The sequence below is a fragment of the Bacillus sp. MM09(2025) genome, from assembly GCF_050496725.1.
Lineage (GTDB): Bacteria > Bacillota > Bacilli > Bacillales > Bacillaceae > Bacillus > Bacillus pumilus.
Genome location: NZ_JBNWEN010000004.1, coordinates 2,377,809 through 2,403,488 on the forward strand (window position 1 = coordinate 2,377,809; position 25,680 = coordinate 2,403,488).

Genomic DNA, 25,680 nt, shown 5'->3' on the forward strand with positions numbered 1-25,680 from the left:
GTTTCTGACCGAAAGGCGTATGATGACATCAAGGAGGGGAACGGATGAATGCAGCTGAACGGGAGTTATATGAAGAAGCCATTCTTTTTCAAACGCGTTTTTTAAGAAAACCATCAAAGATCGAACGCTTTTCAAAAGGAGTTCAGCAGCAGGTGAACCGACGAATCCCTGCCAAGTTTCATCAAGTCATCACAAGTGCGGTCAAAACAATGGTTGAATCCACCGTATCAGGATCTCACTTCACTTCATTTTCAGTCATTGATGAGCAATTAACCATCATTGAGCGGAATGAACTGGCAAAGGAGAAAGTGAAGTACTATCAAAAGGCAGCTGCGATCGAAGGAATTGGAACAGGTGCAGGTGGTATTTTGCTCGGTATGGCAGACTTTCCGCTGCTGCTTAGCATCAAGATGAAATGTCTTTATGAACTGGCATGTATTTATGGCTTTGATTTGTCTCAAAAAGAGGAAAGACTCTTTTTGCTCTGTATATTTCAACTTGCCTTTTCCGGCAGTGCGCATCGTCAAAAAATGATGAGCATCATAGAAGATTGGGAAACGAGCCGCGAGAAAATGGATTGGTACAGCTTCCAGCAGGAGTATCGAGATTACATTGACCTAGTGAAGCTGTTTCAATTAATGCCGATCGTCGGAGCCGCTGTTGGCGGTGTAGCAAATCATCACCTGACAGGACAACTCGGAGATGTCGCTCGTCATGTGTTTCACTTACGGGTGTTGAGAGAAATGAAATAGAAAAGCCGCTGTTTGCCAGCGGCTTTTTTTAATCATCGTAGGAAAGGACGGCACGGGCGAGTACCTTTGCTGCGATGGGCATTGCTTTTTCGTTGATATCAAACTTCGGGTGGTGATGGGGATACACGTCTTCGCTGTTTTCCGGCATGGCGCCTGTGTAAAAGAAGGTACCAGGGACATGCTGAAGGTAGTAAGCAAAATCTTCTCCACCCATTTGGGTTTCGGCTTCTTTTACTTCTGTGACACCATCTGTTTGTTTTGCGATGTCAGCAATAAATTCAGTCGGCTTTGGATGATTTTTGACAGCAGGATATCCTCTTACATATTCATATGTGTAGCCGGCATCATGCATGTCGCACACCCCTTTTACAACCTGCTCAATTTCTCGTTCGATGGTGTGTCGTGCACTTTCTTCGAAGGATCGTGCAGTACCAGTTAAAACTGCTGAATCTGCAATGACGTTAAAAGCATTCTCTGCCACAAAACCTCCAACAGATACAACAGCAGAATCAACTGGATTGACTTTACGGGCTACGACTTGCTGCAAGTTTGCGACGATTTGTGAACCGATAAGGACAGCATCTTTCGTTAAGTGAGGCTGGGCGCCGTGTCCGCCTTTCCCCTGAACTCGGATAGAGAAGCGGTCGGCAGCTGCCATAAAGTTCCCGCTTTTATAAAGAACCGTGCCACAAGGCTCTGGTGACCAAAGATGTGTCCCGAATATGACATCGACACCGTCTAAGCAGCCGTCTTCGATCATTGGTTTTGCGCCGCCTGGCGCATATTCTTCTGCGTGCTGATGAATGAGGACGATTTTCCCTTTTAATTGATCACGGTGCTCATTCAAAATTTCCGCTAAGACAAGTAGTGTCGCTGTGTGCCCATCGTGCCCGCAGGCATGCATTACACCGGGCTTTGTCGACTTGTAAGGCACTTCCTTTTCATCATGGATAGGAAGCGCATCGAAATCAGCCCTGAGGGCAATCGTCGGTCCCGGAGAAGCTCCTTCGATAAAGGCGAGTACACCATGGCCGCCCACCTGTGTACGTGTTGGTATATGTAATCTGTCGTAGTAGCTGGCGATGAAAGCGGCTGTTTCTTCTTCCTGGAAAGAAAGTTCAGGATTCATGTGGAGATGGCGTCTAATTTCAACCATTTCCTCATAATGTTCATCAAGACGTTCATTGATGCTTTTTTGTAAAGTAGAAATTGTCATTGATTTGAAAACCTCCTTCATACTCTTTTACTGATTGTATGGTAATTGTTAGAATCTTTCAACAGAAGAGGATGTCGTCTGCGCAACAAAAGGTCATTTTACATAATAAGTCGAAGTTGCTATGAAGCGGGGAAAGGGAGGAATTGTATTGGGAAGCTGCCCAAATTGTTCAAAAGTGTTTTCTTTCGTTGAAAAGTTTCATTTATCACATACGAAAATGATGATGTGTCCAAGCTGTCGGCATCAAATCAAAGAAACCTTTGTATCGAAAATGAGTTTTTTCATGATCTGCTTGATTCCGCTATTGGTGATGCTCATTCAATTGAAAGGGGCATCACCTATGTTGAAGTGGCCGATCTTATTAGGATGGCTCCTATTGAATTTCTATGTATTTCAGCCGATCATACATCGGTACGAGCTGACATCACGAAGTTAAAATGAAAAGCCCAGCGATTGGGCTTTTTTTCATGAAAAAAGAAGTGCTGAGAGCAGCACTTCCTTAATTGTCTGTAACGGCATGATAGGATGTGAGATAAGCAGGACGAGAGAAGATGGAGCCAGTATCATCGTTTGGCTGAAAGAATGCTTCTGATTCTTGAAAGTCTTCAAATAAGTCCTCTGATTCCCAAAGCGTCATAATTAAATAAACTTCTTCATCTTTTTTCGGCCTTAACACTCGAAGAGCCTTGAAGCCCCGCTGATGTTCTGAGATGTTCGTCTTCTTCTTGAAAGTAGATTCAAACAGTGCCCTGCTTTCAAGCTTCACAGGGATATGATTCAAGGTGACGAAGCCAGTATGGACAAGCTCACCTTTTGCATAAATCACATCATAGGCATGAGGGGCTTTAAAAACAGTCTCACCCTCCGTCTCATGAAAAAGAGCTGCTTGTTCTTTTCCGACCATATAAAGCAGATTTTCCTGATCGTGTTTTTTTGCGATTTTATGCAAGAAATCTGCTGTTCCATATGTCATATAGACATTCATCTAAACCGCCTCCCGCTTGATAGTATAACAAAAGAATGATATATAATTCTTTGGTAGTCAATCCATAAAACATATTATGAAGCAATACATCCCATACTATCCGTATAAAGGAATGAGGTGACCTAATTTGAAGAAAAAGAAGATAATCATTCCATTAGTCATTGCAGGAAGTACCATCGTACTTTCATTTATTGGCTATCTGACCATTTTATTTTTAGGACATTATGTCATAGATGAAAAGAAGCTTGTATTTCACGCTTCATCCCAAATCATTGATCAGAATGGAAAAGAACTCACAAGTATGTATTCAGAAAATCGGGACCCCGTGTCAATAAAGGATGTACCCGATAAAGTAGCAAAAGCCTTTGTATCTGTCGAGGACAAGCGGTTTTATGAGCATCATGGAATAGATGCGCAGTCAATTTCAAGGGCGGTTTATCGAGATATATTAGCAGGTGGAAAGGTAGAGGGCGGCAGTACAATTACTCAGCAGCTCGCAAAAAATATTTTTCTCACAAATGACAAAACCTTTTTGCGGAAAACAAAAGAAGTCATCATTGCGATTAATTTAGAAAGAGATTATTCAAAGGATAAGCTGCTCGAAATGTACTTGAATCAGCTTTACTTCGGTCATGGCGTCTACGGTATTCAGGCAGCAGCCAATTATTACTTTAGTAAAGATGTGAAAGATTTAACTGTCAGTGAAGGGGCGACACTCGCTGCGATGCCAAAGGCGCCGTCTACTTACTCGCCTGTTTTACACCCTGATAAAAATAAACAAAGACGGGATACGATCCTGAACTTAATGAATGAGCAAGGGTATTTATCATCAACCGAAACAGTAGAAGCAAAAGGGAGAACATTAGGCATTCATTTGAAAAAGAAATCAGAAACGCCTTGGGTGGACAGCTATGTCGATCTTATCATTAAGGAAGCAGAATCAGAGTATTCCATTTCACATGAACAATTGCTTCAAGGGGGTTATACCATAACAGTTCCGATTGATATGAATCTGCAAAAGGTCACCTACGATGCGATGAAAAACAACCGTTATTTCCCGGGAAAAAGCGGTTCTCCTGAGAGCAGTGCCATCTTTATTGATAATGAGTCTGGAGGAGTTAAAGCAGCAATCGGAGGACGAGAATATCAAGCAAGGGGCTATAACAGGGTGACCGCTGTTAGACAGCCTGGATCTGTTTTCAAGCCGATCGCGGTATATGGGCCTGCGCTGCAGGAGAAAAAATTCCGACCTTATTCCCTGCTTGAAGACGAAGAAAAAAGCTATGACGGCTATTCACCAAAGAATTACGATGGGCAGTATGAAGGCAAGGTCACGATGGTGGAGGCCCTCATGAAAAGTAAGAATACAGCAGCGGTGTGGACATTAAGCCAGCTTGGTATTGATACTTCGAAAACATATCTCGAGAAAATGGGAATCGATATTTCGGATCAAGGACTTGCGATAGCCCTTGGCGGTTTAGAAAAAGGGGTTTCTCCACTTCAAATCGCGGGAGCTTTCCATACATTTGCAAACGAAGGTGTATATAAAAAGCCTTTCTTCATTCAGAAAATCACCAATGATGAAGGAGAAACGGTAAAGAAAAATAGCAGTAAGCCAGAACGAGTGTTTAGCGTGCAGAATGCTTGGAATATGACAAGAATGCTGCAGCAAGTCGTCAAAGGCGGAACAGCCCAAAGCGGTTCATATGCTGGAGATTTAGCTGGTAAAACTGGCACAACCACATATTCAGGTGTGAAGGGTGCAACAAAAGATGCTTGGTTTGCCGGCTATACGCCGAGTACAACGGGTGCGATCTGGATGGGGTATGACAAAACCGATAACAGTCACTACTTAACTGGCGGAAGTCAATATCCAGTGCAGCTGTTTAAGGATATTTTAACGGCGGCCCGAATGACGAATGAAACGTTTAAAAAACCAGAGGGGATTAAAGAACTTCAAGCGCCAATTCATTTAGAAGGACTATCAGGATTTGAAGCCCGCTATGCGTTTAAAATCAAAGGATTGTTTACATTAGAGCTGTCTTGGGACAAACAGGAGGATAAACGAGTTGAATACCGTATTTATGAAAAGAGGAATGGAAACGAGACGCTGATTGACTCAGTGACAGGCACAAATAGCTATACAATGCCGTATGCCAATGTGTTTTCAGATGCGGCGTATAAGGTGGTTCCGTATAATACCCAAACGCAAGAAGAAGGAGAAGGCAGTCCATATGTCAAGCCAGAGGCTTTTGGACGTTAATATTCGGCGATTTTTTGAACAATGAGCCGGTTTAGTATACCGTGCCTTGAAAAAGCGGTATAGTAAAAGCAGTGTTTGAGCCTTATACAAAGAGAGTGTAAGGCGAAAGGTGGAATGAAAGGTAATGGGAAAAACGAAGGCTTTTAATGACACGTTCTTAAAGGCGTGCAAAGGGGAAAAAACAGACCATGTACCAGTTTGGTATATGAGACAGGCAGGACGCTCACAGCCTGAATATCGTGCCCTTAAAGAAAAGTACGGGCTATTTGAAATTACGCATCAGCCAGAGCTATGTGCTTATGTAACACGACTTCCTGTAGAACAATATGGTGTAGATGCCGCGATTTTATATAAAGATATTATGACCCCGCTTCCAGCTATTGGAGTGGATGTTGAAATTAAAAATGGCATTGGACCTGTCATTGATTCACCGATTCGGACAAAAGCAGATATCGAACGTCTTGGGGAACTTCATCCTGAAGAAGACCTGCCATATGTGCTTGACACCATTCAGCTTTTAACGAAGGAGCAGCTGAATGTACCGCTCATCGGTTTTGCTGGTGCACCATTTACGATGGCTAGCTATATGATTGAAGGCGGTCCATCTAAAAACTATCATAAAACAAAAGCGCTCATGTACAGTGAGCCTGAGACATGGATGCTGCTCATGAACAAATTAGCTGATATGACGATCACGTACATACGCGCGCAGGTAAAAGCAGGGGTCAGTGCGTTTCAAATCTTCGACTCATGGGTGGGCGCTTTAAATGCAGCGGACTACCGGACATTCATTAAACCTGTCATGCAGCGAATTTTCACAGAGTTGAAGAGTGAAAATGTACCAATGATCATGTACGGAGTTGGTGCAAGCCATCTCGTGAAAGATTGGCATGACCTGCCGCTAGACGTCGTTGGACTTGATTGGCGTATGAGTGTAGACGAAGCGCGAAAAGAAGGGCTCACAAAAACGTTACAAGGAAATCTTGATCCAACGATCTTACTTTCTCCTTGGGAAGTCATTGAAGAAAGAGCAAAAGACATATTAGATCAAGGGATGAAATCAGATCACTTCATCTTTAACTTAGGTCATGGGGTATTTCCAGATGTTTCACCAGATACGTTAAAGAAGCTGACCGATTTTATTCACGACTATTCAGCTAAACATAAAAAATCATCCATCTAAACTATTTCAATTGATCTGAAGGAGTGTTGGTTGTGGAGAAAAAGAAAATGGGGCTTCTTGTCATGGCATATGGCACCCCATATAAAGAAGAAGACATTGAGCGTTATTATACACATATTCGTAGAGGCAGAAAGCCGGAGCCGGAAATGCTGCAAGATTTAAAGGATCGCTACAAGGCAATCGGCGGTATTTCTCCTTTATCAAAAATTACAGAGCAGCAGGCACATGGTTTGTGTGAGCACTTGAATGACATTCAAGACGACATTGAATTTCATGTGTACATTGGCTTAAAACATATCGAGCCTTTCATCGAGGATGCAGTTGCTGATATGCACAAGGACGGCATTACAGAAGCTGTGAGTATCGTTTTAGCGCCGCATTTCTCTACCTTTAGTGTGAAATCATATAACAAACGTGCACAAGATGAGGCAGACAAGCTCGGCAATCTACAGATTACGTCTGTTGAAAGCTGGTACGATGAGCCGAAGTTTGTGGACTATTGGGTGAAGCAAGTGAAGGATACGTATGCATCAATGAGTCAAGAGGAAAGAGATTCCGCAGTACTTATTGTGTCTGCACACAGCCTTCCTGAAAAAATTATTGCAGCAGGAGATCCATATCCGGATCAGCTCGCACAATCTGCTAAAATGATTGCAGAAGGTGCGGGAATTGAACACTATGAAATTGGCTGGCAAAGTGAAGGCAATACGCCGGATCCATGGCTTGGACCAGACGTGCAAGATTTAACGCGAGATTTATTTGAACAAAAAGGCTATCAAACATTCGTGTATGTGCCTGTTGGTTTTGTCGCTGATCATCTTGAAGTGTTATACGACAACGATTATGAATGTAAAGTCGTGACAGATGAAATTGGTGCAGCCTACTATCGTCCAGAAATGCCAAATGCGAAACCAGCATTTATTGATGCTCTGGCAACAGTCGTATTAAAGAAGCTTGACGAAAGCAAGTAATCATATAAAAGAAGGCGATCCTATGCATGACAATCAAAAACACCTTGTCATCATTGGCGGTGGCATCACTGGTTTAGCCGCCGCCTTCTATTTGGAAAAGGAAGTCGAAGAAAAAGGTCTTCCGATTCAAATATCACTTATTGAAGCGAGCCCTAGGCTAGGTGGAAAAATACAAACATTATATAAAGACGGCTACATCATTGAGCGTGGACCTGATTCATTTTTAGAAAGAAAGGTCAGTGGGCCGCAGCTTGCGAAAGATGTCGGTCTGTCCGATCAGCTTGTCAATAATGAAACTGGGCAAGCGTATGTACTAGTCAATGAAAAGCTTCACCCGATGCCAAAGGGTGCTGTTATGGGGATTCCAACTCAAATCAGCCCATTTATTACAACTGGTCTTTTTTCAGTTGCGGGAAAAGCAAGAGCGGCGATGGATTTCGTGTTGCCAAAAAGCAAGCAGACCGAAGATCAGTCGCTTGGTGAATTTTTTAGAAGACGTGTGGGTGATGAGGTTGTTGAGAATTTAATTGAGCCGCTTCTATCAGGCATTTATGCAGGGGATATTGACCGCCTGAGCTTAATGTCCACATTCCCGCAATTTTATCAAACAGAACAGCAGCATCGCAGTTTGATTCTTGGGATGAAAAAATCACAGCAGCATGCGAAAGCCCAGCAAGTGACTGCAAAAAAACAAGGACAGTTCCAAACGATCAATCAAGGATTGCAGTCGCTTGTGGAAGCAGTAGAAAGTAAGCTCAAGCTGACAACGGTCTATAAAGGGACAAAAGTAAAACAGATTGAAAAAACGGATGGAGGCTATGGTTTGCAATTAGACAGCGGTCAAACGCTTTTTGCCGATTCAGCCATTGTCACGACTCCGCATCAATCGATTTATTCTATGTTTCCTAAAGAAGCAGGGCTAGAGTATTTGCATGACATGACCTCTACATCTGTTGCAACGGTAGCACTCGGTTTTAAAGAAGAGGATGTTCATAATGAATATGACGGCACTGGTTTTGTCATCTCAAGAAACAGTGATTTCTCTATTACGGCCTGTACATGGACAAACAAAAAATGGCCGCATACCGCTCCGAAAGGAAAAACGCTATTGCGTGCGTATGTCGGAAAAGCTGGTGACGAATCGATTGTCGAGCAGTCAGACAGTCAAATCGTCAGCATCGTGCTCGAAGATTTAAAGAAAATCATGGATATTAAAGCAGATCCAGAATTGACGACCGTGACTCGGTGGAAGACAAGTATGCCGCAATATCACGTCGGTCATCAGAAAGCCATTTCGAACATGCGAGAAACGTTTAAGCAATCATATCCTGGTGTTTATATCACAGGTGCTGCTTTTGAAGGTGTCGGAATCCCTGATTGTATTGATCAAGGAAAAGCCGCCATCTCAGAGGCTGTATCGTATCTATTTTCATAAAAAAACAACTCCCTTTTCTGTCATGGAAAGGGAGTTTTTCGTGTTTGGATCATTCAAAAAGAGTTGGGAATCATAAATGTGAACAAAGTTGTTGCATCTAATGAAAAGGATATGGTATATTACTTTCTGTACTTAATGACCAAAACGTTCAAATAGTCATTTCAGGAGTGAGATCATGAGTGTTGATAGGAGACAAATGATTTTAGATGGTGCGACGAAGGCATTTACTCAATTCGGGTATAAAGCGACAACAATGGATCTTGTGGCAAAGCTTGCCAACGTCGGAAAAGGAACCATTTATACATTTTTCAAAAACAAAGAAGAGTTGTTTGATGAAATTTTCACATCCCTTTTACTAGAGATGAGGAAAATTGCGGATGAGGCAATTGATGAGAAGAATAGTTTCTCTGAAAACCTTCACTTAGCACTCTTTGCAATTTTAGAATTTCGAAAAAACCACCAGCTCACAATTAAGATTTTTCAGGAAAATGTGGAGCTTGGCACGTCAGCGGTCAAGGAAATGATCGAAAAAATGGAGCAGATGATCATTCGCTATATCAAAATGAAAGTACAAGAAGCGATGGATAAAGGCGACATTAAGCCTTGTGATCCTGAATTGACTGCATTTGTGATGGTGAAACTATATATTGCATTGATTTTTGATTGGGAAAAGCGATACGAGCCTTTAACAAAAGAAGAGGTAGCTGAATCGCTGGAGCTTTATGTCTTAAAAGGACTATCTGCAACAACATAATTTTTTTTGAGTTCAAATGACCAAATTGTATATTTAGTCATTCATCTATGGGAGGAAAACAGCAATGAATTTAATTCGGAATCAATGGAAAGACATTGTAACGAGCAAAAAACTACTGATCCCGATTTTAGCTGTCTTATTTATTCCGCTGATTTACAGTGGTGTATTTTTAAAAGCGTACTGGGACCCTTATGGTACAGTTGATCAATTGCCTGTGGCGGTTGTCAACTTGGATGAGGGCAGTCATTATGACGGGAAAACCCTTCAAGTTGGCGATGATTTAGTAAAGGAATTAAAGAAAAACGATAATTTTAAATGGAACTTTGTCGATAGTCATGAAAAGGCCATAAAAGGATTAAATAACGAGGACTATTACCTCGTGGTGGAAATACCAAAGAATTTCTCGAAAAATGCAAGTACAGTGCTAGAAAAGCATCCGAAAAAATCGAATCTGAAATATTATACGAATCCGGGCGCCAACTATGCGGCGTCACAAATTGCGAATAATGCCATTATCAAATTAAAAGATTCGGTTTCAAAAGAAGTCACAAAAAATTACGCCGAGGTCATCTTTGATAACTTCAAAACCATTGCAAAAGGATTAGATCAAGCAAGCGATGGCGCGAAGAAAATTGATGACGGAACAAAAAGCGCAAAAGATGGCAGTACGAAATTAAAAGACAACTTAGCCAAATTGGCTGAAGGTACGTTAACCTATAGCGAAGGTGTTCATCAGTTCGCAGGGAAAATGGGTGAACTGAACACAGGCATACAGTCTTTAGACAGTGGACTTGGTCAGCTTTTAACAGGCTATCAAACCATTGATCAGAAATTTGGAGAGCTTGGTTCAGGAATTGATACATTAACCGAAGGATTAAACACAAGCCGAGAAGGACATCAGCAGCTCGCTTCTAAAATGCCGCAATTCACAGCAGGCATTGAGCAGCTAAACAACAAAGCACAATCCTTTTCAGAAAAAATTGCAGCAGTGGAAAAAGTCTTATCGTCACCAGAATTAGCGAATCTTGAAAAGATGGCGCCTAAACTCGATCAGGTGAAAAAAGACGCAAAAACGTTCAGTACAAAACTTGCTTCATTAAAAGAAGCATTATCAAATCGAGATGCTAAAGTAAAAAGCATTATCCAAAACAGCTCTATGACAGATGAAGAGAAAAAGGCGGTAATGGATCAGCTGAACAGTCTGCCTAAAATCGAACTGCCTGATCTGTCTGGACTCGAACAAAGCTTAGCGGCCTTGCAGGAACTGCCTGATGCAAGTGAGGTTCAACAAGCAGTTGCATCTGCAAAAGCGCAGCTGCAGCAAGTCAAACAGCTGCCAGAGAAAACAGAACAGCTGTACACGTCTACAGTCGCGATTCAAAATGCGATCGACCAAATGACATCTGGTACGAATAAATTGTATCAAGGTGCACTGAAGCTTCAAACAGGTCAAGGCCAATTACAAGATGGCCTGCAAACAGCAAATGGAAAGCTTGATACGGCGAAAAGCGGAGCGGATAAGCTTGCAAATGGATCAAGCCAGCTTAGCGCAGCGTTAAATAAGCTGGAAAGTGGTTCAACAAATATCCAAAGCAATACATCTAAGCTTGCCGAAGGCTCAAAATCGCTTGATAAAGGATTGGGAGATTTAAAAAGCGGTACAGGTAAGCTGTCCAATAAATTGAAAAGCGCTGCTGATGAAACAGGTGAAATTGATGCAAATCAAGATAATTACAATATGATTGCAAGCCCTGTTAAAACAGAAAACGATACAGCGAAAAAGATTGATAATTATGGAACAGGGCTCACGCCTTATATTTTATCCATGGGACTCTTTGTTGGGGCTCTAATGCTCACCGTCGTATTCCCAATGAAAGACCCTGCTGGACGCCCTAGAAATGCGTTTGAATGGTTTGTCAGCAAATATAGCGTGCTTCTGCTTGTCGGTATCCTTCAAGCAGTCATTGCAAGTACGATGCTCATCTTTGGACTTGGTCTTGAGGTGGAAAGCCTCTGGCGCTTCTATCTATTTGCAATCGTCGTCAGTCTGACATTTTTAGCGATTATTCAGCTGCTAGCCACAACAATGGGGAACCCAGGACGCTTCATTGCCGTCATTATCTTAGTTCTTCAGCTCGCGGCAAGTGCTGGTACATTCCCGCTTGAGCTTGTACCGAAGTTCTTCCAAGTTATTCATAGTCTGCTTCCAATGACGTATACAATCAATGGATTTAGAACGATCATTGCAAGCGGTGATGACAGCTATTTATGGCACCAAGCAGCGATTCTCGGTACAGTTGCGATCATCATGATGGCGGCAACAACCGCATACTTTGCTTGGAACGTAAGAAAAATGAAACAAGACGAAGCTTAATCAATGAATCCTTTCTCTTGATGGAGAAAGGATTTTTGATTTGAAATTAGACATCTTGAACCCGAAGCGATATATTTTAAGAAGAGATGCTATAAAAGGCATACATGGAAGGAATTGCTTTCACACAAAGGAGGAAATGCCGAATGACAACTGAAGTAAATGAAACCGTTCAGCTGATTCAAAAGCTCGTATCGATTCCAAGTCCGTCAGGGAATACAGAAAAGGTGATCGGCTTTGTTGAACGCTTTTTACAAGATGTAAATATTGAGACAAAACGAAATCGTAAGGGCGGCTTAATTGCCACTATTAAAGGAACTGATGACAAGGAACACCGCATGCTGACAGCACATGTCGATACGCTCGGTGCGATGGTAAAGGAAATTAAATCAAATGGACGGCTTCGTCTTGCACTCATTGGAGGCTTTCAATATAACTCAATTGAAGGCGAATATTGTGAAATTGAAACAGCAGCAGGTCATACATACACAGGTACCATTCTGATGCATCAAACATCCGTTCACGTCTATGCGGATGCTGGAAAAGCAAAACGAAACCAAGAGAATATGGAGATTCGTCTCGATGAAAAGGTGCAAAATGCAGACGATGTCAAAGCACTTGGCATTCAAGTAGGGGACTTTATCTCATTTGACCCTAGAGTGGAAGTGACATCATCAGGTTTTATTAAATCAAGACACCTTGATGACAAGGCAAGTGTAGCGCTTTTGCTGCGACTCATCCACCGCATTCAAAAGGAAAACATCACTTTGCCGCATACGACGCACTTCTTAATTTCTAATAATGAAGAAATTGGCTACGGTGGAAACTCCAATATTCCAGAAGAAACGGTGGAATACCTAGCTGTTGATATGGGGGCGATCGGCGATGGTCAATCAACAGATGAATACAGCGTGTCTATTTGTGTGAAGGACTCAAGTGGTCCTTATCATTATGGATTACGCAAGCATTTAGCCGCATTAGCAGAAGAGAATAATATTGATTATCGTCTAGATATTTACCCTTATTACGGCTCTGATGCATCAGCAGCGATTCGAGCAGGGCATGATATCATTCATGGACTGATTGGTCCGGGAATAGATTCCTCGCATGCTTTTGAACGAACGCATGAAGATTCCCTTGTCCATACAGCGAATCTTCTTTATCACTACGTGCAATCGTCATTAATCACAGCATAAAAAAAGAACCCCATTGATCGGGGTTCTTTTTCATTAGCTTGAAAGCTGTGTCGGTTCAGGTACATCTTGTCCAGTCATCACGCGATGTCCTTTTTCAGGGTCATATTGCCCTTCCCATTTAGACATCACAACAGCTGCAAGTGCATTTCCTGTTAAGTTAACAACTGTTCGTGCCATATCCATGATACGATCTACACCTGCAATAAATGCTAGACCTTCGGCAGGTACACCGATTGTTCCTAATGTGGCAAGTAATACAACAAATGACGTACCAGGAACGGCAGCCATACCTTTAGATGTTACCATCAGCACAAGAATAAGTGTGAGCTGCTGGACAATCGTAAGGTCAATGCCGTATACCTGTGCAAGGAAAAGCGCAGCGATCGCTTGATACAAGACGGAGCCGTCCAGGTTAAATGTATAACCGATTGGGATAACGAAAGAAACAATTCCCTTCGGACATCCAATGCGCTCCATTTTATCCATGACTCTTGGTAAAACTGTTTCAGAGCTGGATGTACTAAAGGCAAGAAGCATTTCGTCTTTCATGTAGGCAAGAAATCTGAAAATATTGACGCCAATCATCTTTCCAATAATTCCGAATACAACAATAAGGAAGAGAGCGAGCGCAAAATAAACAAGACCTACAAGCTTACCTAATGAAATAAGAGATTCAAGACCAAATTTTGATACAGTCACACCAATGAGTGCGAAGACACCAAATGGTGCAGCTTTCATCACAACATTGACGACATGGAACATGGCGTGTGATACACCTTCAAAGAAGGCGAGCACTGGTTTGCCGCGTTCACCGATGGCTGAAACGCCAAGAGCAAATAGCACAGTGAAGAAAATAATTGCAAGCAAATCACCTTCCGCCAATGATTGGAAGAAGTTCGTTGGAACGATATGAAGGAACGTATCAGCAACTGATTTGCTGCTTTGCTCTTTTTCCGTTTCAACATACTGGCTAATATCTTGTTTTTCCGTATTTCCAAAGTCAACGCCTGCACCAGGTTGAACAAAGTTAGCAAGCACAAGACCAAGAATAATCGCAAATGTTGTGATAATTTCAAAATAAAGAATGGTTCTAAAGCCAAGTTTCCCTACCTTTTTACCATCACCTGCACCTGCAACACCTAGAATTAAGCTAGATACGACAATTGGTATTACAATCATCTTAATGAGTCTTAAGAAGAAGTCTCCAATTGGTTTTAAATAAGTCTCAACGCCTGGGTTACCGAAAAAGATTGCCCCAACAACGACACCGAGAATAAGACCGATTAGGATTTGTGTAGCTAATCCAAATTTTAATTTTTTCATAGATTTCCTCCCTAACATATTCATTAAAGGAATATTCCCATCATATTAAGTTTTAATATATGAATTAAAGTATAACTAAAATTAAAGAGTTTCGTCCACGATTAAATTATATTAAGAAAATACAAAATTGTTTGAAAAAATGAACATTTAGAACCTCCATTATTGATTCAAGTCAATAAAAAGTGCCTTCGGAACTAAAACTCATCAGATGAAAATACTAAAAAACCCTTTTAGACCAAGGGTTTTACCTTTTTACCTATTTTTCAGAAAAAATAAAAAGCACTTTTGACTCCAACTGACGACGGAGGAAAAAAGTGCTTTTTAATTGAATTTTTTACCTTATTTAAGATAACTTACTTGTGAGCATTCCTCACATTCATTACCGTAACACTCGTGTTGTTCCATTAAATCATTTCCACATTTTGTGCATTTTTTTGAGGGCAAATTTCTAAAAAACTCTGTGATTTTTCCTAGCATTTGTCATCCTCCAATACGCTTTGTTGCTATCATTGTATTATAACAGATTAGTAATTGTCAATCTGTTTTGTAACAATAGGCAAGAAGAATGCTTTTTTCATGAAAAATGGGTATATTGTAAGAAGGGGATTTTTAGAAAAGGAGGGAAAAATGACGATGAAGTTAACTGTCATTGGATGCTACGGAGGGTTTCCGGCCGCTGGTGAAGCGACGTCGGGGTATCTTTTTGAATCAGATGGCTTTCGTCTACTTGTAGACTGCGGGAGTGGTGTTCTTTCCAAACTGCAACAATACATAGATATAGAAGAACTTGATGCTGTTCTCCTTTCTCATTATCACCACGATCATATTGCAGATATCGGACCACTCCAATATGCGAAGCTAGTGGGATATCATTTAGGAAAAAGCAGCGGTCCGCTTCCGATCTATGGACATACAGGTAATCAAGAAGCATTTGGGCGGCTTGCGGATGACGTACATACTAAGGCAAAGGCTTATCAGCCAGAAGAGGGTATTCAAATTGGTCCATTTCAAATTGATTTTTTGAAAACGGTTCATCCGGCAGAATGCTATGCGATGAGAATTCAGAAAGAGGATGCTGTGGTGGTGTATACAGCAGATTCAAGTTATCAGGAGGCATTTGTCCCATTTAGCAAGGATGCAGATCTACTGATTGCTGAAAGCAACTTCTACGCTGGACAGGACGGATCGAGTGCAGGACATATGAATAGTACAGAGGTGGGCAAGCTTGCAATGGAAGCAAATGTTGGGGAACTGATCATCACCCACCTGCCCCATTTTGGTCGTCATAAAGACCTAGTCAATGAAGCACAGGCGTTATATACTGGCAATATACAGCTTGCCCATTCAGGGCTTAGATGGAACAAGGAAGGAAGATAGAGAGATGCTGTTTATCGATAACGAACAACATTATGATCCAATGATTAATTTGGCAATTGAAGAATATTGCTTAAAATATTTAGACCCAGAAGAAACGTACTTGCTGTTCTATATTAACCAGCCGTCGATTATCATTGGAAAGAACCAAAATACAATAGAAGAAATCAACACAAAGTATGTCGAAGACAACGGCATCAAAGTTGTCCGCCGCCTGTCCGGTGGTGGCGCAGTTTACCATGACAAAGGAAACTTAAACTTCAGCTTTATCACAAAAGACGATGGGGACAGCTTCCATAATTTTAAAAAGTTTACGGAGCCAGTCATTCAGGCGCTTGAAAAACTAGGCGTCAAAGCTGAATTAAGTGGCAGAAATGACATCATGGCAGATGGTCGGAAAATTTCTGGAAATGCTCAGTTTGCTACAAGAGGGCGCATTTTCAGCCATGGCACGCTCCTATTTGATTCAGAAATTGAACATGTTGTTTCGGCTTTAAATGTGAAAAAAGAAAAGATTGAATCAAAAGGCATTAAATCCATTAGAAGCAGGGTTGCCAATATTAGTGAACTAATGGATCAAAAGATGACAACAGAAGAATTTAGAAAAATTCTGTTAAGCTACATTTTCGACACGAATGGGGATGTTCCTCAATATCAGTTGACTGAGAAGGATTGGGAAAAGATTCACGAGATTTCTCGTGATCGATATCAAAAATGGGAATGGAACTACGGTCGTTCGCCGAAATTTAATTTGCAGCATTCTAAGAGATTCTCAGCAGGCTCCATTGATCTTCGATTAGAAGTGAAAAAAGGAATGATTCAGGACTGCAAGATCTTTGGTGATTTCTTTGGTGTAGGGGATATTGCTGATATTGAAAAAAGACTCATTGGGCAGCAGTATGATCGCAAAACGATCAGCGACGTATTAGAGGATATGGACATGCGCCACTACTTCGGCAACGTATCAAAAGAGGATTTTCTTGATTTGATTTATTAAGAGGGACAAGCACGGCTAGAGATAGCGGTGCTTTTTTGATTGAAAGAAATGAAAGCGATTTACATTTGATCTTGTGGATTTTTTCAATTGTCTATTATAATAGAAAGGAGGAATGTTTGGCCATAAAATGAATGGTTATTCATTCATTGATGACATGTAAGGGGTGGGAGAATGGATTTGATCAAAAATCTAGAGCAGACGGCGATGACGAAAGGAGAAGATATCGCACTGATCTTTGAAGGAAATCAGTGGACCTACCGGGAGCTCATGACAAGTATCGAGCGCTTTGCAGATGGTTTAGTGAGCGAAGGGTTTCAAGCCGGGGATCATATCGCGCTTATTTTAGGAAATTCACCGCATTTTGTCATTTCTTTTTTTGGTGCTTTAAAGGCAGGGCTTGTCGTAGTACCAATCAATCCAACATACACGCCTAGTGAAATTGGCTATATGCTGATTACAGGTAATGTAAAAGGCATTGTTGCCCCTGAACAGCTACTGCCAGTGTACGAGCAGGTGTACGAACAGCTTCCGTCTATTGAACGGGTGATTATTTGTGCAGAAAATGAATCTGCGTGCAGATCAAGTTTTAAGGAAGTATCAGATCAACTTGTCTTCTTTGGAAAGCTTGTGTCTGGCCATGCGAAAGAGACCGTGCATCCTTCTATTCATCAGGATGATACGGCAGTTATTTTATTTACATCTGGCACGACAGGAAAACCAAAGGGTGCGATGCTGACTCATTTCAACCTGTATTCAAATGCTAGAGACGTTGCTGAGTACCTATCCATTGATGAAAAGGACAAGGTGATTGCCGCATTGCCGATGTTCCACGTATTTTGTTTAACGGTTTGTATGAATGCGCCATTGATTCATGGCGCGACCATCTATGTCCTGCCGCATTTCAGCCCATCAGAGCTTTTGCGAATGATGGAAAAAGAGAAGCCCACGTTATTTGTTGGTGTTCCGACCATGTATAACTATTTATACCGCCAGGAAGGGCATGAAAAAGCGATGTCCTCTGTGAGAATTTGTATATCAGGCGGTGCCTCAATGCCTGTTGCTTTACTTCACGGTTTTGAGAAAAAATTTGGTGTCACGGTGCTGGAGGGTTACGGATTATCAGAAGCTTCCCCAGTCACTGCATTCAACCCTCTTGATGGAAAGAGAAAACCCGGTTCAGTCGGGACCGACATTATGAATGTGAAGAATAAGATTGTGAATGAACTAGGAGAAGAAGTCGGTCCAAATGAAGTCGGAGAGCTCATAGCAAAAGGACCCAACATTATGAAAGGCTATTATCAAATGCCAGAAGATACTGAAGCTGCACTTAGAGACGGGTGGCTGTACACCGGTGATTTAGCAAGAAGAGATGAAGAAGGATACATTTATATTGTCGATCGGAAAAAGGATATGATTCTCGTTGGCGGTTATAATGTGTATCCAAGAGAAGTAGAAGAAGTGCTTTATCAACATGAAGCTGTAGCAGAAGCCGTTGTCATCGGTGTGCCGGATCCGAACACCGGAGAGGCTGTCGTCTGTTACATTTCCCCTAAGAAACATGCTCACATCGATCAAGAAGACATCATCACACATTGTTCACGCTTTTTAGCGAAATATAAGCAGCCCCAAACGATCCATTTCATAGATGATATTCCAAAGAACACAACAGGTAAAATTTTAAGAAGAGCACTAAAGGAAAAGTATCAAGCAGAGGAAAGTAAATAAGAAAAGGGAGTCTCTCTTATGAAGAGACTCCCTTAGTGTGTACAGGTTCTATAACACTGTTCAGAAGACAAAGAGATAAAATTTCAGCTCTTTTGAATAGCTTCTTTTAACTGTTTCTGAAAAGAATGAGACTGTTTTTGATTCAGCTCATAATAAGTCCCATCTACTAAAAAAACAACCTGCGAACGGTTTGTCCAAAGCTGAAAGGTGGTGCCGTTTGTTCGGCCGTACATCACCTTGGCGATATAATCTGGTTTCTTTAAATTTTTTTTGAGATGATTGCTTGTTTGTTTGCCTTTGTTTAATTCTTCTATTAAATCTTCTGCTGTGTCCTTATCATCTATTTCATAAGAAATGGACTCGTTTTCAGATGAAAGGAGCAATTTTTCTGCTCGATTCTCATCAAAGATGTCGCTCGTCCGGCTGAATACATAAAAGAAGGTAATAAGTAAAAGTCCAAAGATCACAACTCCTGCAAGGATTTTCTTCATTTCGATCCTCCAACTCACTATTTTATATGTAGCATCTCCGATTTTTGAGTAGCATAATCATTTTTTTCGTGAAAGCTTTTTCAGATAGGGCATGCTATGATGGAGCCACATGAGACAGGTTCTAAACAAAAGAATGGATGCTTAGAATAGAGAAAGGGATGGAAAGGAGGCTGACCTGTGCGAGGACGTAAATGGGTAGCTCTTGCAACGGTAGCATACATATTGTACGGTCTTTTTATTTATTCTTATTTGTTTCTATTTGGGGATGCATCGGTTCCTGACAGTGTAAAAGGAACAAGTGCAGATCCGCATACCTTTATGACAAGCCATGAGCTTGTCATCAGCGAGAATTTCTCGAACATACGTAACTTGCTGTTTTTCATGACAATTCCATTAGATTGGTATGTCTTTTTTCTTCTGCTCATTTTAGGGTTTTCACGAAAATTAGCAGACTGGAGTCTGGCAGCAGCTCGTTTTACATTTTTAAGCAAACTTGTATATGTGTTTGTATTGTCGCTTTTGACAATGCTAATTGCGCTTCCCATTAAGTGGATTGGCTATCAGCTGTCTTTGCACTACGGAGTATCTGCTCAAAGTACGGCAAGCTGGTTGAAAGATCAAATTCTAGATTTCTGGATTCAATATCCGCTTCTTGCCCTATGTGCAATTATATTCTTTTGGCTTATTCAAAAAAGAAGAAAGCGCTGGTGGCTGTATGCTTGGTGTCTGACAGTCCCATTCACACTATTTCTCTTCTTTATACAGCCAGTCGTTATTGATCCGTTATATAACAGTTTTTATCCACTAAAGGATCAAGCTCTTGAGAACAAGATCTTAACGCTTGCAGACAAAGCTCATATCCCGGCAGATCATGTATATGAGGTCAATATGTCTGAGAAAACGAACACGATGAATGCTTATGTCACAGGGATTGGTGAAAATAAGCGTATTGTGTTATGGGATACGACACTGCAAAAGCTGAAAGATCGCGAAATTTTATTTATCATGGCGCATGAAATGGGACATTACGTCATGAAGCATGTCTATATAGGATTAGCAGGATATTTAGTACTGTCGCTTGCGGGATTTTTTGCAATCGACCGTCTCTATTTTTATTTCTATCGCAAAGGAGCAGTTCTATTTCGGCTGAGGGAGCCGCGCGATATCGCCGCTCTTCCGCTTCTTCTCATGATTGTATCGATGCTGTCATTTGCAGCATCACCTTTTACAAATGCAGTTTCAAGACATCAAGAACGTGCAGCAGATGAGTATGCGATCAACCTGACAAAAGACGGAGAGGCAGGGGTGACGTCTTTTCAAAAACTTGCAAAATCAGGGCTGTCTCAGGTGAATCCACCACTTTTAGTGAAGGTCTTCCGCTACGGGCACCCAACGATGATGGAGAGAATTATGGAGATGGAAAAAGCAGCGGAAAAAGAGGAAACATCGAGGAAGCAATAAATAAAATCCGGCTGCATCAGCCGGATTTTATTTATTCTTTTTTAGTTAGAAGCCGCTTGAACGTTGATTAACCCTTTTCCGTAATAGAAGGAGTTACCAAGCGGTGTTGCTGTGTTTTCTAAGCGCTGACGAACCTGAGAAGTTGATAGGTTCGGGTACTTAGAAAGGATAAGCGCTGCTGCTCCTGCTACATGAGGAGACGCCATAGACGTTCCAGTATAGGAAGTGTATCCACTGCTTGGTACAGTACTTAAAATAGAAGTACCAGGTGCAGAAACATCTAATTCAGGACCTGCGCTGGAAGACGTATTTCTGACATTGCTGCTGTTTACATTGGCAACGGCAATGGTAGAATCATATTTTGCTGGATAGCCAACTGTACTTGTAGAACCAGTGGAACCTGAGTTACCTGCAGCCGCCACAACAACGACTCCGCGATTATTCGCTGTATCAACGGCATTTTTAAGAGCTGTTGAACCGTTTGGTCCGCCTAAGCTCATGTTGATGACATCCATATTATTGGCTACTGCCCATTCAATACCGCTAATGATCCAGCTATATTGTCCGTCGCCATAGCGGTCTAATACTTTAACAGCATATAGGGAAGCACTTGGAGCGACCCCAAGAACACCAATTGTGTTATCAAGGGCAGCGATCGTTCCGGCTACGTGAGTTCCATGTGATTGAAAGTCTTGGGTGGCATTTGGTTCTGAAGGGACGAAGCTGGCACCGCCTGCAACATTTAAGTCAGGGTGTGCAGCGTGGATGCCCGTATCAAGGACAGCTACTTTGACATTAGCACCTTTATAACCTTGAGCGTGTACAGCGGGAGCTTTGATTTGAGGGATTCCATAAGGGACGGTTTGTGCATATGCTTCTGCTTTGTGGTCTTCTTCTACGTAAGCAATGCTAGGGTCATGTTCAAGTTTTTTTGCGGCTTGTTCGGACATCTTTACTTGTGCGGCATTAATGAGACGATATTGCTTTTCTAGTTTTCCACCATTTTGAGTGACGGCTTGTTTCTTAGAGCTGTTTGTAGTGGCAGAGGCTTTAAAGCCAACAATATAGCTCTTTTCACTATCTGACTTTGAGACCGTTTCGGCATTTGCCATGGAGCCTCCAAACCCTGCTGAAAACAAAAGAGGGACAGCCAATAAAACACTTGTCATCACATTTTTCTTTTTCACGCACAATCCACATCCCTTTTTTTTATTTCAGAATAATCATCCGTAGTCTATAAGAATGATCCGTTTGACTATTCTGTATATTCAGTTTAATGGAAGTAGGCAAATAAGAGTAGACCTGAATTTTTGTGAAAGTCCTAGCGAAAATTGGGGAATTAAGTCACTTGGAAATGATGGTAAAATATGTTTATTCTACTATTTCAGCGGTTATCTATTAAAAAGGAAGTGTGCTTTTTTTCTTATGATCCATTTCCGGAGAAATATTCGATACACGAAAAGCCTTAAAATAGGTAGAAACGTCTAGCATCTATTTCGAATTTCGATATAAAAAAATATTATTTTATCATTGTTTTTGTCATTTAAAAAGAACCTGTTTACATAACAGGTTCTTTAAGTAGGAGAGGATTGAGTTAAATGGCTGACCACATTGTAATCAAGCACCTTCCATTTACCATCTTTCCATTCCACATAATTTAAGCAAGCATTGACGAGTCTCGTGTTCTCAAGACCAAGATGTTCATCCGCTAAGGTGGTGAGTAAAGCATGGATGGCAGCGCCGTGTGCCACGATCAGGACTTGTTGATTCGGATAGGCTGCTCTGACTTTCTCAATGCCTTCTACCATTCGATCTTGAATTGTCTCAAGCGGCTCCATATTTGGATACTGTTTATTTGGAAACAGCTTTTGGCGCTCCTCAAATGACATGCCTTCAGCATCGCCATAATCACGTTCAATGAAATCATCCATGATGACAAGAGGCGCATCTACATGTTTTAAAATCAAATGTGCTGTTTCTTTTGCCCTTGTAAGTGGACTGGAAATGACAACATCCCAATGGGCATCTTTTAAATAAAGGCCCGTTTGTTCAGCCTGCCATTTACCAGTATCATTTAAAGGGATATCTGTTCGTCCTTGAATTCGTTTCGCTGCATTCCAATCTGTTTCCCCGTGTCTGACTAGGCAAATTGTTGTCAATCAAATCCCGCCTTTTCTATCTTTTCTTCTATTATACTAAAGCAGAAGAAAAAAGACTGGATTAGCGATTTGTGAGACTTGTTAAGGATTCGACTGAGCTGGCAACTTGAGACACCGTTTGTTTGACTTCCTTCAGTTCGTTTAGGAAGGTTTGAAGGTCTATTTCAATTTTTCCATTTTGATTTTTGCTTAAGTTCATGCTGCTGACGATATCATCGAAGAGCGAATTGATTTGAGTCATTTTTTCTTTACTATCTGTCACGAGTAAATTCACGTCTCCGATGTGCTGAGACACAATGGAGATTTGTGAATTGGTATTGTTGACAAGTTCAGATACGGTTGACACCGTTTTCTTTGTGTCCTCTGATAATTTACGAACCTCGTTTGCGACGACAGCAAAGCCTTTTCCGTGTTCGCCTGCTCGTGCAGATTCGATGGAAGCATTTAAAGATAACAAGTTCGTCTGCTCTGCAATGCCTGTGACAATCCCAAAGATTTGTTCAATCTGTTTTGCGATTTCTTCTAAACGCTTAATTTCTGTTTCAATCTTTGTCATGCTGCCATCAATTTGGTTCATTTGTGTTTGTTGAATTTCTAATTCTTTTTTACCGCCGATCGATTTTTCCTCAACCTGTGCTGAAATTTGCGTTCCAGCTTGTGACATGTCTGCCATCTCATCAGATTTTGATACAAGCTTGTCCACTGCATTTGTTGTGTTAGAGAAGAGAGAAGCAAGTGAATTTGATGTTTCTGTGATCTTTGTATGGAGCTCCTGCTGCTGCTGTTCTGCTTCATCACGAATTTTAGAATATTCATTTTGGAACGTATCAAGGACAAGCTGCTGTTCTAAATTTAAAATTTTCGTCGTCGCTTTCACTGCTGTCTGATATTCTTTGAAATCTTGGATATGCTGAGCAAATAAATCCATAATCGATAGCAGAAGATCCTGGAATGCTGCCATATACCACTTAGGCTGAAGGCCAATCCGTAAATGAACTTGCGCAATTTTAATTCGTTTTGCCACATAGGCTTCATCAACCACACCTGCAAACATTTCACTAATATGAATGCGGAGTGTTTTTTTCAGACGCTCGACAGAACTATTATCCTGAATGATATGCATCAAGGAAGACTCAACTTCTAAATTTTTATAAAATTTATCAACGATATGTGCGATATCGTCCTGAACAATTGGATTGAGCTGTTTTAGAATCAATAGGTCATGCTGCGTCAGATCTATCATCTTGATTTGTTTTGCGATATCCGTATTGTCAGAAAAGTTGATACGTTTTATTCCATCGTCCTGCTGTGTGAAAAAAGCAGTGTTTTTTCTTTTCTTCTCTTTTTTAAATAACAATGTTTTTGTCCCCCTATAATCATCACAAATTATCAGACTTTATATTATCTATCGGATAATATTGGATTTTTTAAAGGGAATCAGTAAAATTTTACTGTTCTTTATATGACCTTTTTAGTGGTTTCTTTGCTGGGCCTTCTACTACTTCTCCAGTAATAGAAAAACGAGAGCCGTGACACGGGCAATCCCACGTGCGGTCGCTATTATTCCAAGCGACTTCACAGCCTAGGTGAGTACACGTTGTATCGACAAGAAAAATGTTCCCGTCCTCTGATTTAAAGGCACCGCATTTTTTATGTTCATAAGAGACAATACCGCCTTCACCTGGCTTTAAATCATCAATGGTTTGATCGGTTCGTTTTAATTTACCACTGATCAGCTTGGCTGCGACATTGCTGTTTTCTTTAACGAAATCTTTGACGAAAGAATCAGAAACAGGCCTTGATGGCGTAAAAATGGATTCGGATGGATTCGATTTTCCTTCAATCAAATCACCGATAAGAGTAGCTGCGACATGGCTTGTTGTCATGCCCCATTTTCTAAAACCGGTCGCAACAAAGATATTTTGATGGTGTTTGGTCAGGCGGCCGATGTAAGGGATTTGATCCATTGTCACCATATCGTGTGTCGACCAGCGATACAGCACCTCTTCAATTCCAAGGGTGGCGTCTCCAAAACTTTCTAATCCTTCATAGTGAGCAGATTCATCTCCGCCTTGTCCAGTTTTATGACCTTCTCCTCCGATGAGCACCACTTCCTCACCCTCCCATTCTGCCGTTCTTAAAGAATGAGCAGGCTGGTCGATCCCTAAGTACATTCCATCTGGGAGCGGCTTCGTTGTTTTGGCTGCTACCACATAAGATTGCTCTGGGTGAATGCGCGTGAAATAAAGTCCTTTCCCATCATAAAAAGGAAAGTGCGAACAGGAAATGATATAGCGGCCTGTCAGATGATGGCCGTTTTTGGTGACGACAGCAGGGCGGTTTCCTTCGTTCACGTCAACAGCAGTTGTCTGTTCATAAATACGTACACCTCGCTCTAGGAGCTGGTCAATGAGCGCATTGAGATAATGAAGGGGATGGAACTGTGCCTGCTGCGTCATTGCTAGGGCAGCCTTGATGTCAGCATCAAAAGGAAGCGCTGTTTTCCATTCCCGATCAATCCCAAGCTGTTTGTAGGCATCTAATTCCTTTTTTAATTTTTTGACACCGTTTTCTTCCTTTGTATAGAGGTACGCATCTTTGACTTCTAGCTGACAATCAATGTCGTACTTTTGAACGCGTGCTTGAATCAGCTCTTTTGCTTTCTCATTTGCTTCTACATACAAACGGGCTTTGGGCATTCCAATTTGCTGGATCAGCTCATGGTAGTATACATCGTGCTGTGAGGTAATCTTAGCTGTCGTATGTCCGGTCGTACCTTGCAGCAGTTGATCAGCATCAATGATGATGACATCCAGCCCACGTTCTGTCATTTCAAACGCGGTAGCGATACCGGTAATACCGCCGCCGACAATGATGACATCTGCTGTGAGATCCTCATGTACTGCAGGAAAAGAATGCTTTTGACTATCCGCAATCCATAACGATTTTGCCTGTTCCAACCCCTTATGTTCTTGTTCCATATTGTCGCCTCCAGTTAGTCACTTGTTGTGTATAATTTTTCCT

General features: G+C 41.4%; 22 protein-coding genes and 1 pseudogene. 13 read left to right on the forward strand and 10 right to left on the reverse strand.

Features of this window, described 5'->3' with window-relative positions; all coding sequences use genetic code 11:
- The first annotated feature begins 44 nt into the window (after positions 1–44).
- Positions 45–752, forward strand: a complete 708-nt coding sequence (locus ACQYAC_RS18220) for an EcsC family protein (protein WP_342498131.1) — start codon at positions 45–47, stop codon at positions 750–752.
- Positions 753–780: 28 nt separating this feature from the next.
- Here ACQYAC_RS18220 and ACQYAC_RS18225 read toward each other — a convergent pair whose 3' ends face one another.
- Entirely contained in the window at positions 781–1,968 is a 1,188-nt protein-coding gene (locus tag ACQYAC_RS18225; RefSeq protein ID WP_429943833.1) for a M20 family metallopeptidase, read from the reverse strand.
- Positions 1,969–2,251: 283 nt separating this feature from the next.
- Between ACQYAC_RS18225 and ACQYAC_RS18230 the strand changes: the two genes are divergently transcribed.
- A complete protein-coding gene (locus ACQYAC_RS18230) occupies positions 2,252–2,404 on the forward strand; it encodes a hypothetical protein (RefSeq protein ID WP_429943834.1) in 153 nt (50 codons plus the stop codon).
- Between the two features lie 63 nt (positions 2,405–2,467).
- Here the strand turns inward: ACQYAC_RS18230 and ACQYAC_RS18235 are convergent, their stop codons facing one another.
- On the reverse strand, positions 2,468–2,953 hold the full coding sequence (locus tag ACQYAC_RS18235; RefSeq protein WP_169056223.1) for an antibiotic biosynthesis monooxygenase family protein: 486 nt from the start codon (positions 2,951–2,953) through the stop codon (positions 2,468–2,470).
- 127 nt (positions 2,954–3,080) lie between these two features.
- On the opposite strand from ACQYAC_RS18235, the gene ACQYAC_RS18240 reads away from it, so the two are divergent.
- The 7 genes from ACQYAC_RS18240 (at position 3,081) to ACQYAC_RS18270 (ending at position 13,126) form a co-directional block, all read left to right on the forward strand.
- Positions 3,081–5,216 carry a transglycosylase domain-containing protein gene (locus ACQYAC_RS18240; protein ID WP_058014386.1) on the forward strand — a complete coding sequence of 712 codons (2,136 nt, stop codon included), beginning with the start codon at positions 3,081–3,083 and terminating at the stop codon, positions 5,214–5,216.
- Positions 5,217–5,340: 124 nt separating this feature from the next.
- Positions 5,341–6,399, forward strand: coding sequence for a uroporphyrinogen decarboxylase (hemE, locus tag ACQYAC_RS18245; protein ID WP_058014385.1), 1,059 nt, complete (start codon positions 5,341–5,343; stop codon positions 6,397–6,399).
- A 32-nt stretch (positions 6,400–6,431) separates the two neighbouring features.
- Positions 6,432–7,370 (forward strand): ferrochelatase, encoded by a 939-nt coding sequence (gene hemH / locus ACQYAC_RS18250; protein WP_012009462.1) that lies wholly within the window; start codon positions 6,432–6,434, stop codon positions 7,368–7,370.
- 22 nt (positions 7,371–7,392) lie between these two features.
- Positions 7,393–8,805, forward strand: coding sequence for a protoporphyrinogen oxidase (gene hemY / locus ACQYAC_RS18255; protein WP_061407262.1), 1,413 nt, complete (start codon positions 7,393–7,395; stop codon positions 8,803–8,805).
- A 175-nt stretch (positions 8,806–8,980) separates the two neighbouring features.
- A complete protein-coding gene (locus ACQYAC_RS18260) occupies positions 8,981–9,559 on the forward strand; it encodes a TetR/AcrR family transcriptional regulator (RefSeq protein ID WP_429943835.1) in 579 nt (192 codons plus the stop codon).
- A gap of 64 nt (positions 9,560–9,623) precedes the next feature.
- Positions 9,624–11,933 (forward strand): YhgE/Pip family protein, encoded by a 2,310-nt coding sequence (locus ACQYAC_RS18265; RefSeq protein ID WP_429943836.1) that lies wholly within the window; start codon positions 9,624–9,626, stop codon positions 11,931–11,933.
- Between the two features lie 143 nt (positions 11,934–12,076).
- Positions 12,077–13,126, forward strand: a complete 1,050-nt coding sequence (locus tag ACQYAC_RS18270; RefSeq protein WP_169056227.1) for a M42 family metallopeptidase — start codon at positions 12,077–12,079, stop codon at positions 13,124–13,126.
- A gap of 33 nt (positions 13,127–13,159) precedes the next feature.
- Here the strand turns inward: ACQYAC_RS18270 and ACQYAC_RS18275 are convergent, their stop codons facing one another.
- Together ACQYAC_RS18275 and yhfH are read right to left on the reverse strand one after the other, a co-directional pair.
- Positions 13,160–14,449 (reverse strand): cation:dicarboxylate symporter family transporter, encoded by a 1,290-nt coding sequence (locus ACQYAC_RS18275; protein WP_144484625.1) that lies wholly within the window; start codon positions 14,447–14,449, stop codon positions 13,160–13,162.
- A gap of 339 nt (positions 14,450–14,788) precedes the next feature.
- On the reverse strand, positions 14,789–14,926 hold the full coding sequence (gene yhfH, locus ACQYAC_RS18280) for a protein YhfH (RefSeq protein ID WP_008359029.1): 138 nt from the start codon (positions 14,924–14,926) through the stop codon (positions 14,789–14,791).
- Positions 14,927–15,082: 156 nt separating this feature from the next.
- On the opposite strand from yhfH, the gene ACQYAC_RS18285 reads away from it, so the two are divergent.
- The 3 genes from ACQYAC_RS18285 (at position 15,083) to ACQYAC_RS18295 (ending at position 18,545) form a co-directional block, all read left to right on the forward strand.
- Positions 15,083–15,826 carry an MBL fold metallo-hydrolase gene (locus tag ACQYAC_RS18285; RefSeq protein ID WP_429943971.1) on the forward strand — a complete coding sequence of 248 codons (744 nt, stop codon included), beginning with the start codon at positions 15,083–15,085 and terminating at the stop codon, positions 15,824–15,826.
- 4 nt (positions 15,827–15,830) lie between these two features.
- A complete protein-coding gene (locus ACQYAC_RS18290) occupies positions 15,831–16,820 on the forward strand; it encodes a lipoate--protein ligase (RefSeq protein WP_044140700.1) in 990 nt (329 codons plus the stop codon).
- A 171-nt stretch (positions 16,821–16,991) separates the two neighbouring features.
- Positions 16,992–18,545, forward strand: coding sequence for a fatty acid--CoA ligase family protein (locus tag ACQYAC_RS18295; protein ID WP_429943837.1), 1,554 nt, complete (start codon positions 16,992–16,994; stop codon positions 18,543–18,545).
- Between the two features lie 83 nt (positions 18,546–18,628).
- Here the strand turns inward: ACQYAC_RS18295 and ACQYAC_RS18300 are convergent, their stop codons facing one another.
- Positions 18,629–19,036 carry a hypothetical protein gene (locus ACQYAC_RS18300; protein WP_058014379.1) on the reverse strand — a complete coding sequence of 136 codons (408 nt, stop codon included), beginning with the start codon at positions 19,034–19,036 and terminating at the stop codon, positions 18,629–18,631.
- 177 nt (positions 19,037–19,213) lie between these two features.
- Here ACQYAC_RS18300 and ACQYAC_RS18305 point away from each other — a divergent pair, with 177 nt between their 5' ends.
- The gene (locus ACQYAC_RS18305; RefSeq protein ID WP_429943838.1) at positions 19,214–20,497 is read left to right on the forward strand and encodes a M48 family metallopeptidase; all 1,284 of its coding nucleotides are present in this window, start codon (positions 19,214–19,216) and stop codon (positions 20,495–20,497) included.
- Positions 20,498–20,538: 41 nt separating this feature from the next.
- Here ACQYAC_RS18305 and ACQYAC_RS18310 read toward each other — a convergent pair whose 3' ends face one another.
- The 5 genes and pseudogenes from ACQYAC_RS18310 to ACQYAC_RS18330 form a co-directional block, all read right to left on the reverse strand.
- Entirely contained in the window at positions 20,539–21,684 is a 1,146-nt protein-coding gene (locus tag ACQYAC_RS18310) for a serine alkaline protease SapB (RefSeq protein ID WP_058014377.1), read from the reverse strand.
- Positions 21,685–22,071: 387 nt separating this feature from the next.
- Positions 22,072–22,656 (reverse strand): histidine phosphatase family protein, encoded by a 585-nt coding sequence (locus tag ACQYAC_RS18315; RefSeq protein ID WP_058014376.1) that lies wholly within the window; start codon positions 22,654–22,656, stop codon positions 22,072–22,074.
- 61 nt (positions 22,657–22,717) lie between these two features.
- A complete protein-coding gene (locus tag ACQYAC_RS18320) occupies positions 22,718–23,329 on the reverse strand; it encodes a methyl-accepting chemotaxis protein (protein ID WP_404841025.1) in 612 nt (203 codons plus the stop codon).
- Positions 23,330–23,473: 144 nt separating this feature from the next.
- Positions 23,474–24,013, reverse strand: a pseudogene (locus ACQYAC_RS18325) (protoglobin family protein); the annotation flags it as partial.
- A 91-nt stretch (positions 24,014–24,104) separates the two neighbouring features.
- Positions 24,105–25,637, reverse strand: a complete 1,533-nt coding sequence (locus tag ACQYAC_RS18330; protein WP_061407275.1) for an FAD-dependent oxidoreductase — start codon at positions 25,635–25,637, stop codon at positions 24,105–24,107.
- Positions 25,638–25,680 lie beyond the last annotated feature (43 nt).

Bases quoted from the DNA above. Each gene is read 5' to 3' on its own strand.
- ACQYAC_RS18260 (WP_429943835.1), top strand. From the start codon at position 8,981: ATGAGTGTTGATAGGAGACAAATGATTTTAGATGGTGCGACGAAGGCA.
- ACQYAC_RS18285 (WP_429943971.1), top strand. From the start codon at position 15,083: ATGAAGTTAACTGTCATTGGATGCTACGGAGGGTTTCCGGCCGCTGGT.
- ACQYAC_RS18290 (WP_044140700.1), top strand. From the start codon at position 15,831: ATGCTGTTTATCGATAACGAACAACATTATGATCCAATGATTAATTTG.
- ACQYAC_RS18225 (WP_429943833.1), bottom strand. From the start codon at position 1,968: ATGACAATTTCTACTTTACAAAAAAGCATCAATGAACGTCTTGATGAA.
- ACQYAC_RS18220 (WP_342498131.1), top strand. From the start codon at position 45: ATGAATGCAGCTGAACGGGAGTTATATGAAGAAGCCATTCTTTTTCAA.
- hemY (WP_061407262.1), top strand. From the start codon at position 7,393: ATGCATGACAATCAAAAACACCTTGTCATCATTGGCGGTGGCATCACT.
- ACQYAC_RS18330 (WP_061407275.1), bottom strand. From the start codon at position 25,637: ATGGAACAAGAACATAAGGGGTTGGAACAGGCAAAATCGTTATGGATT.
- ACQYAC_RS18270 (WP_169056227.1), top strand. From the start codon at position 12,077: ATGACAACTGAAGTAAATGAAACCGTTCAGCTGATTCAAAAGCTCGTA.
- ACQYAC_RS18230 (WP_429943834.1), top strand. From the start codon at position 2,252: ATGATCTGCTTGATTCCGCTATTGGTGATGCTCATTCAATTGAAAGGG.
- yhfH (WP_008359029.1), bottom strand. From the start codon at position 14,926: ATGCTAGGAAAAATCACAGAGTTTTTTAGAAATTTGCCCTCAAAAAAA.
- hemE (WP_058014385.1), top strand. From the start codon at position 5,341: ATGGGAAAAACGAAGGCTTTTAATGACACGTTCTTAAAGGCGTGCAAA.
- ACQYAC_RS18320 (WP_404841025.1), bottom strand. From the start codon at position 23,329: ATGGCAGACATGTCACAAGCTGGAACGCAAATTTCAGCACAGGTTGAG.
- ACQYAC_RS18235 (WP_169056223.1), bottom strand. From the start codon at position 2,953: ATGAATGTCTATATGACATATGGAACAGCAGATTTCTTGCATAAAATC.
- ACQYAC_RS18265 (WP_429943836.1), top strand. From the start codon at position 9,624: ATGAATTTAATTCGGAATCAATGGAAAGACATTGTAACGAGCAAAAAA.
- ACQYAC_RS18275 (WP_144484625.1), bottom strand. From the start codon at position 14,449: ATGAAAAAATTAAAATTTGGATTAGCTACACAAATCCTAATCGGTCTT.
- ACQYAC_RS18300 (WP_058014379.1), bottom strand. From the start codon at position 19,036: ATGAAGAAAATCCTTGCAGGAGTTGTGATCTTTGGACTTTTACTTATT.
- ACQYAC_RS18295 (WP_429943837.1), top strand. From the start codon at position 16,992: ATGGATTTGATCAAAAATCTAGAGCAGACGGCGATGACGAAAGGAGAA.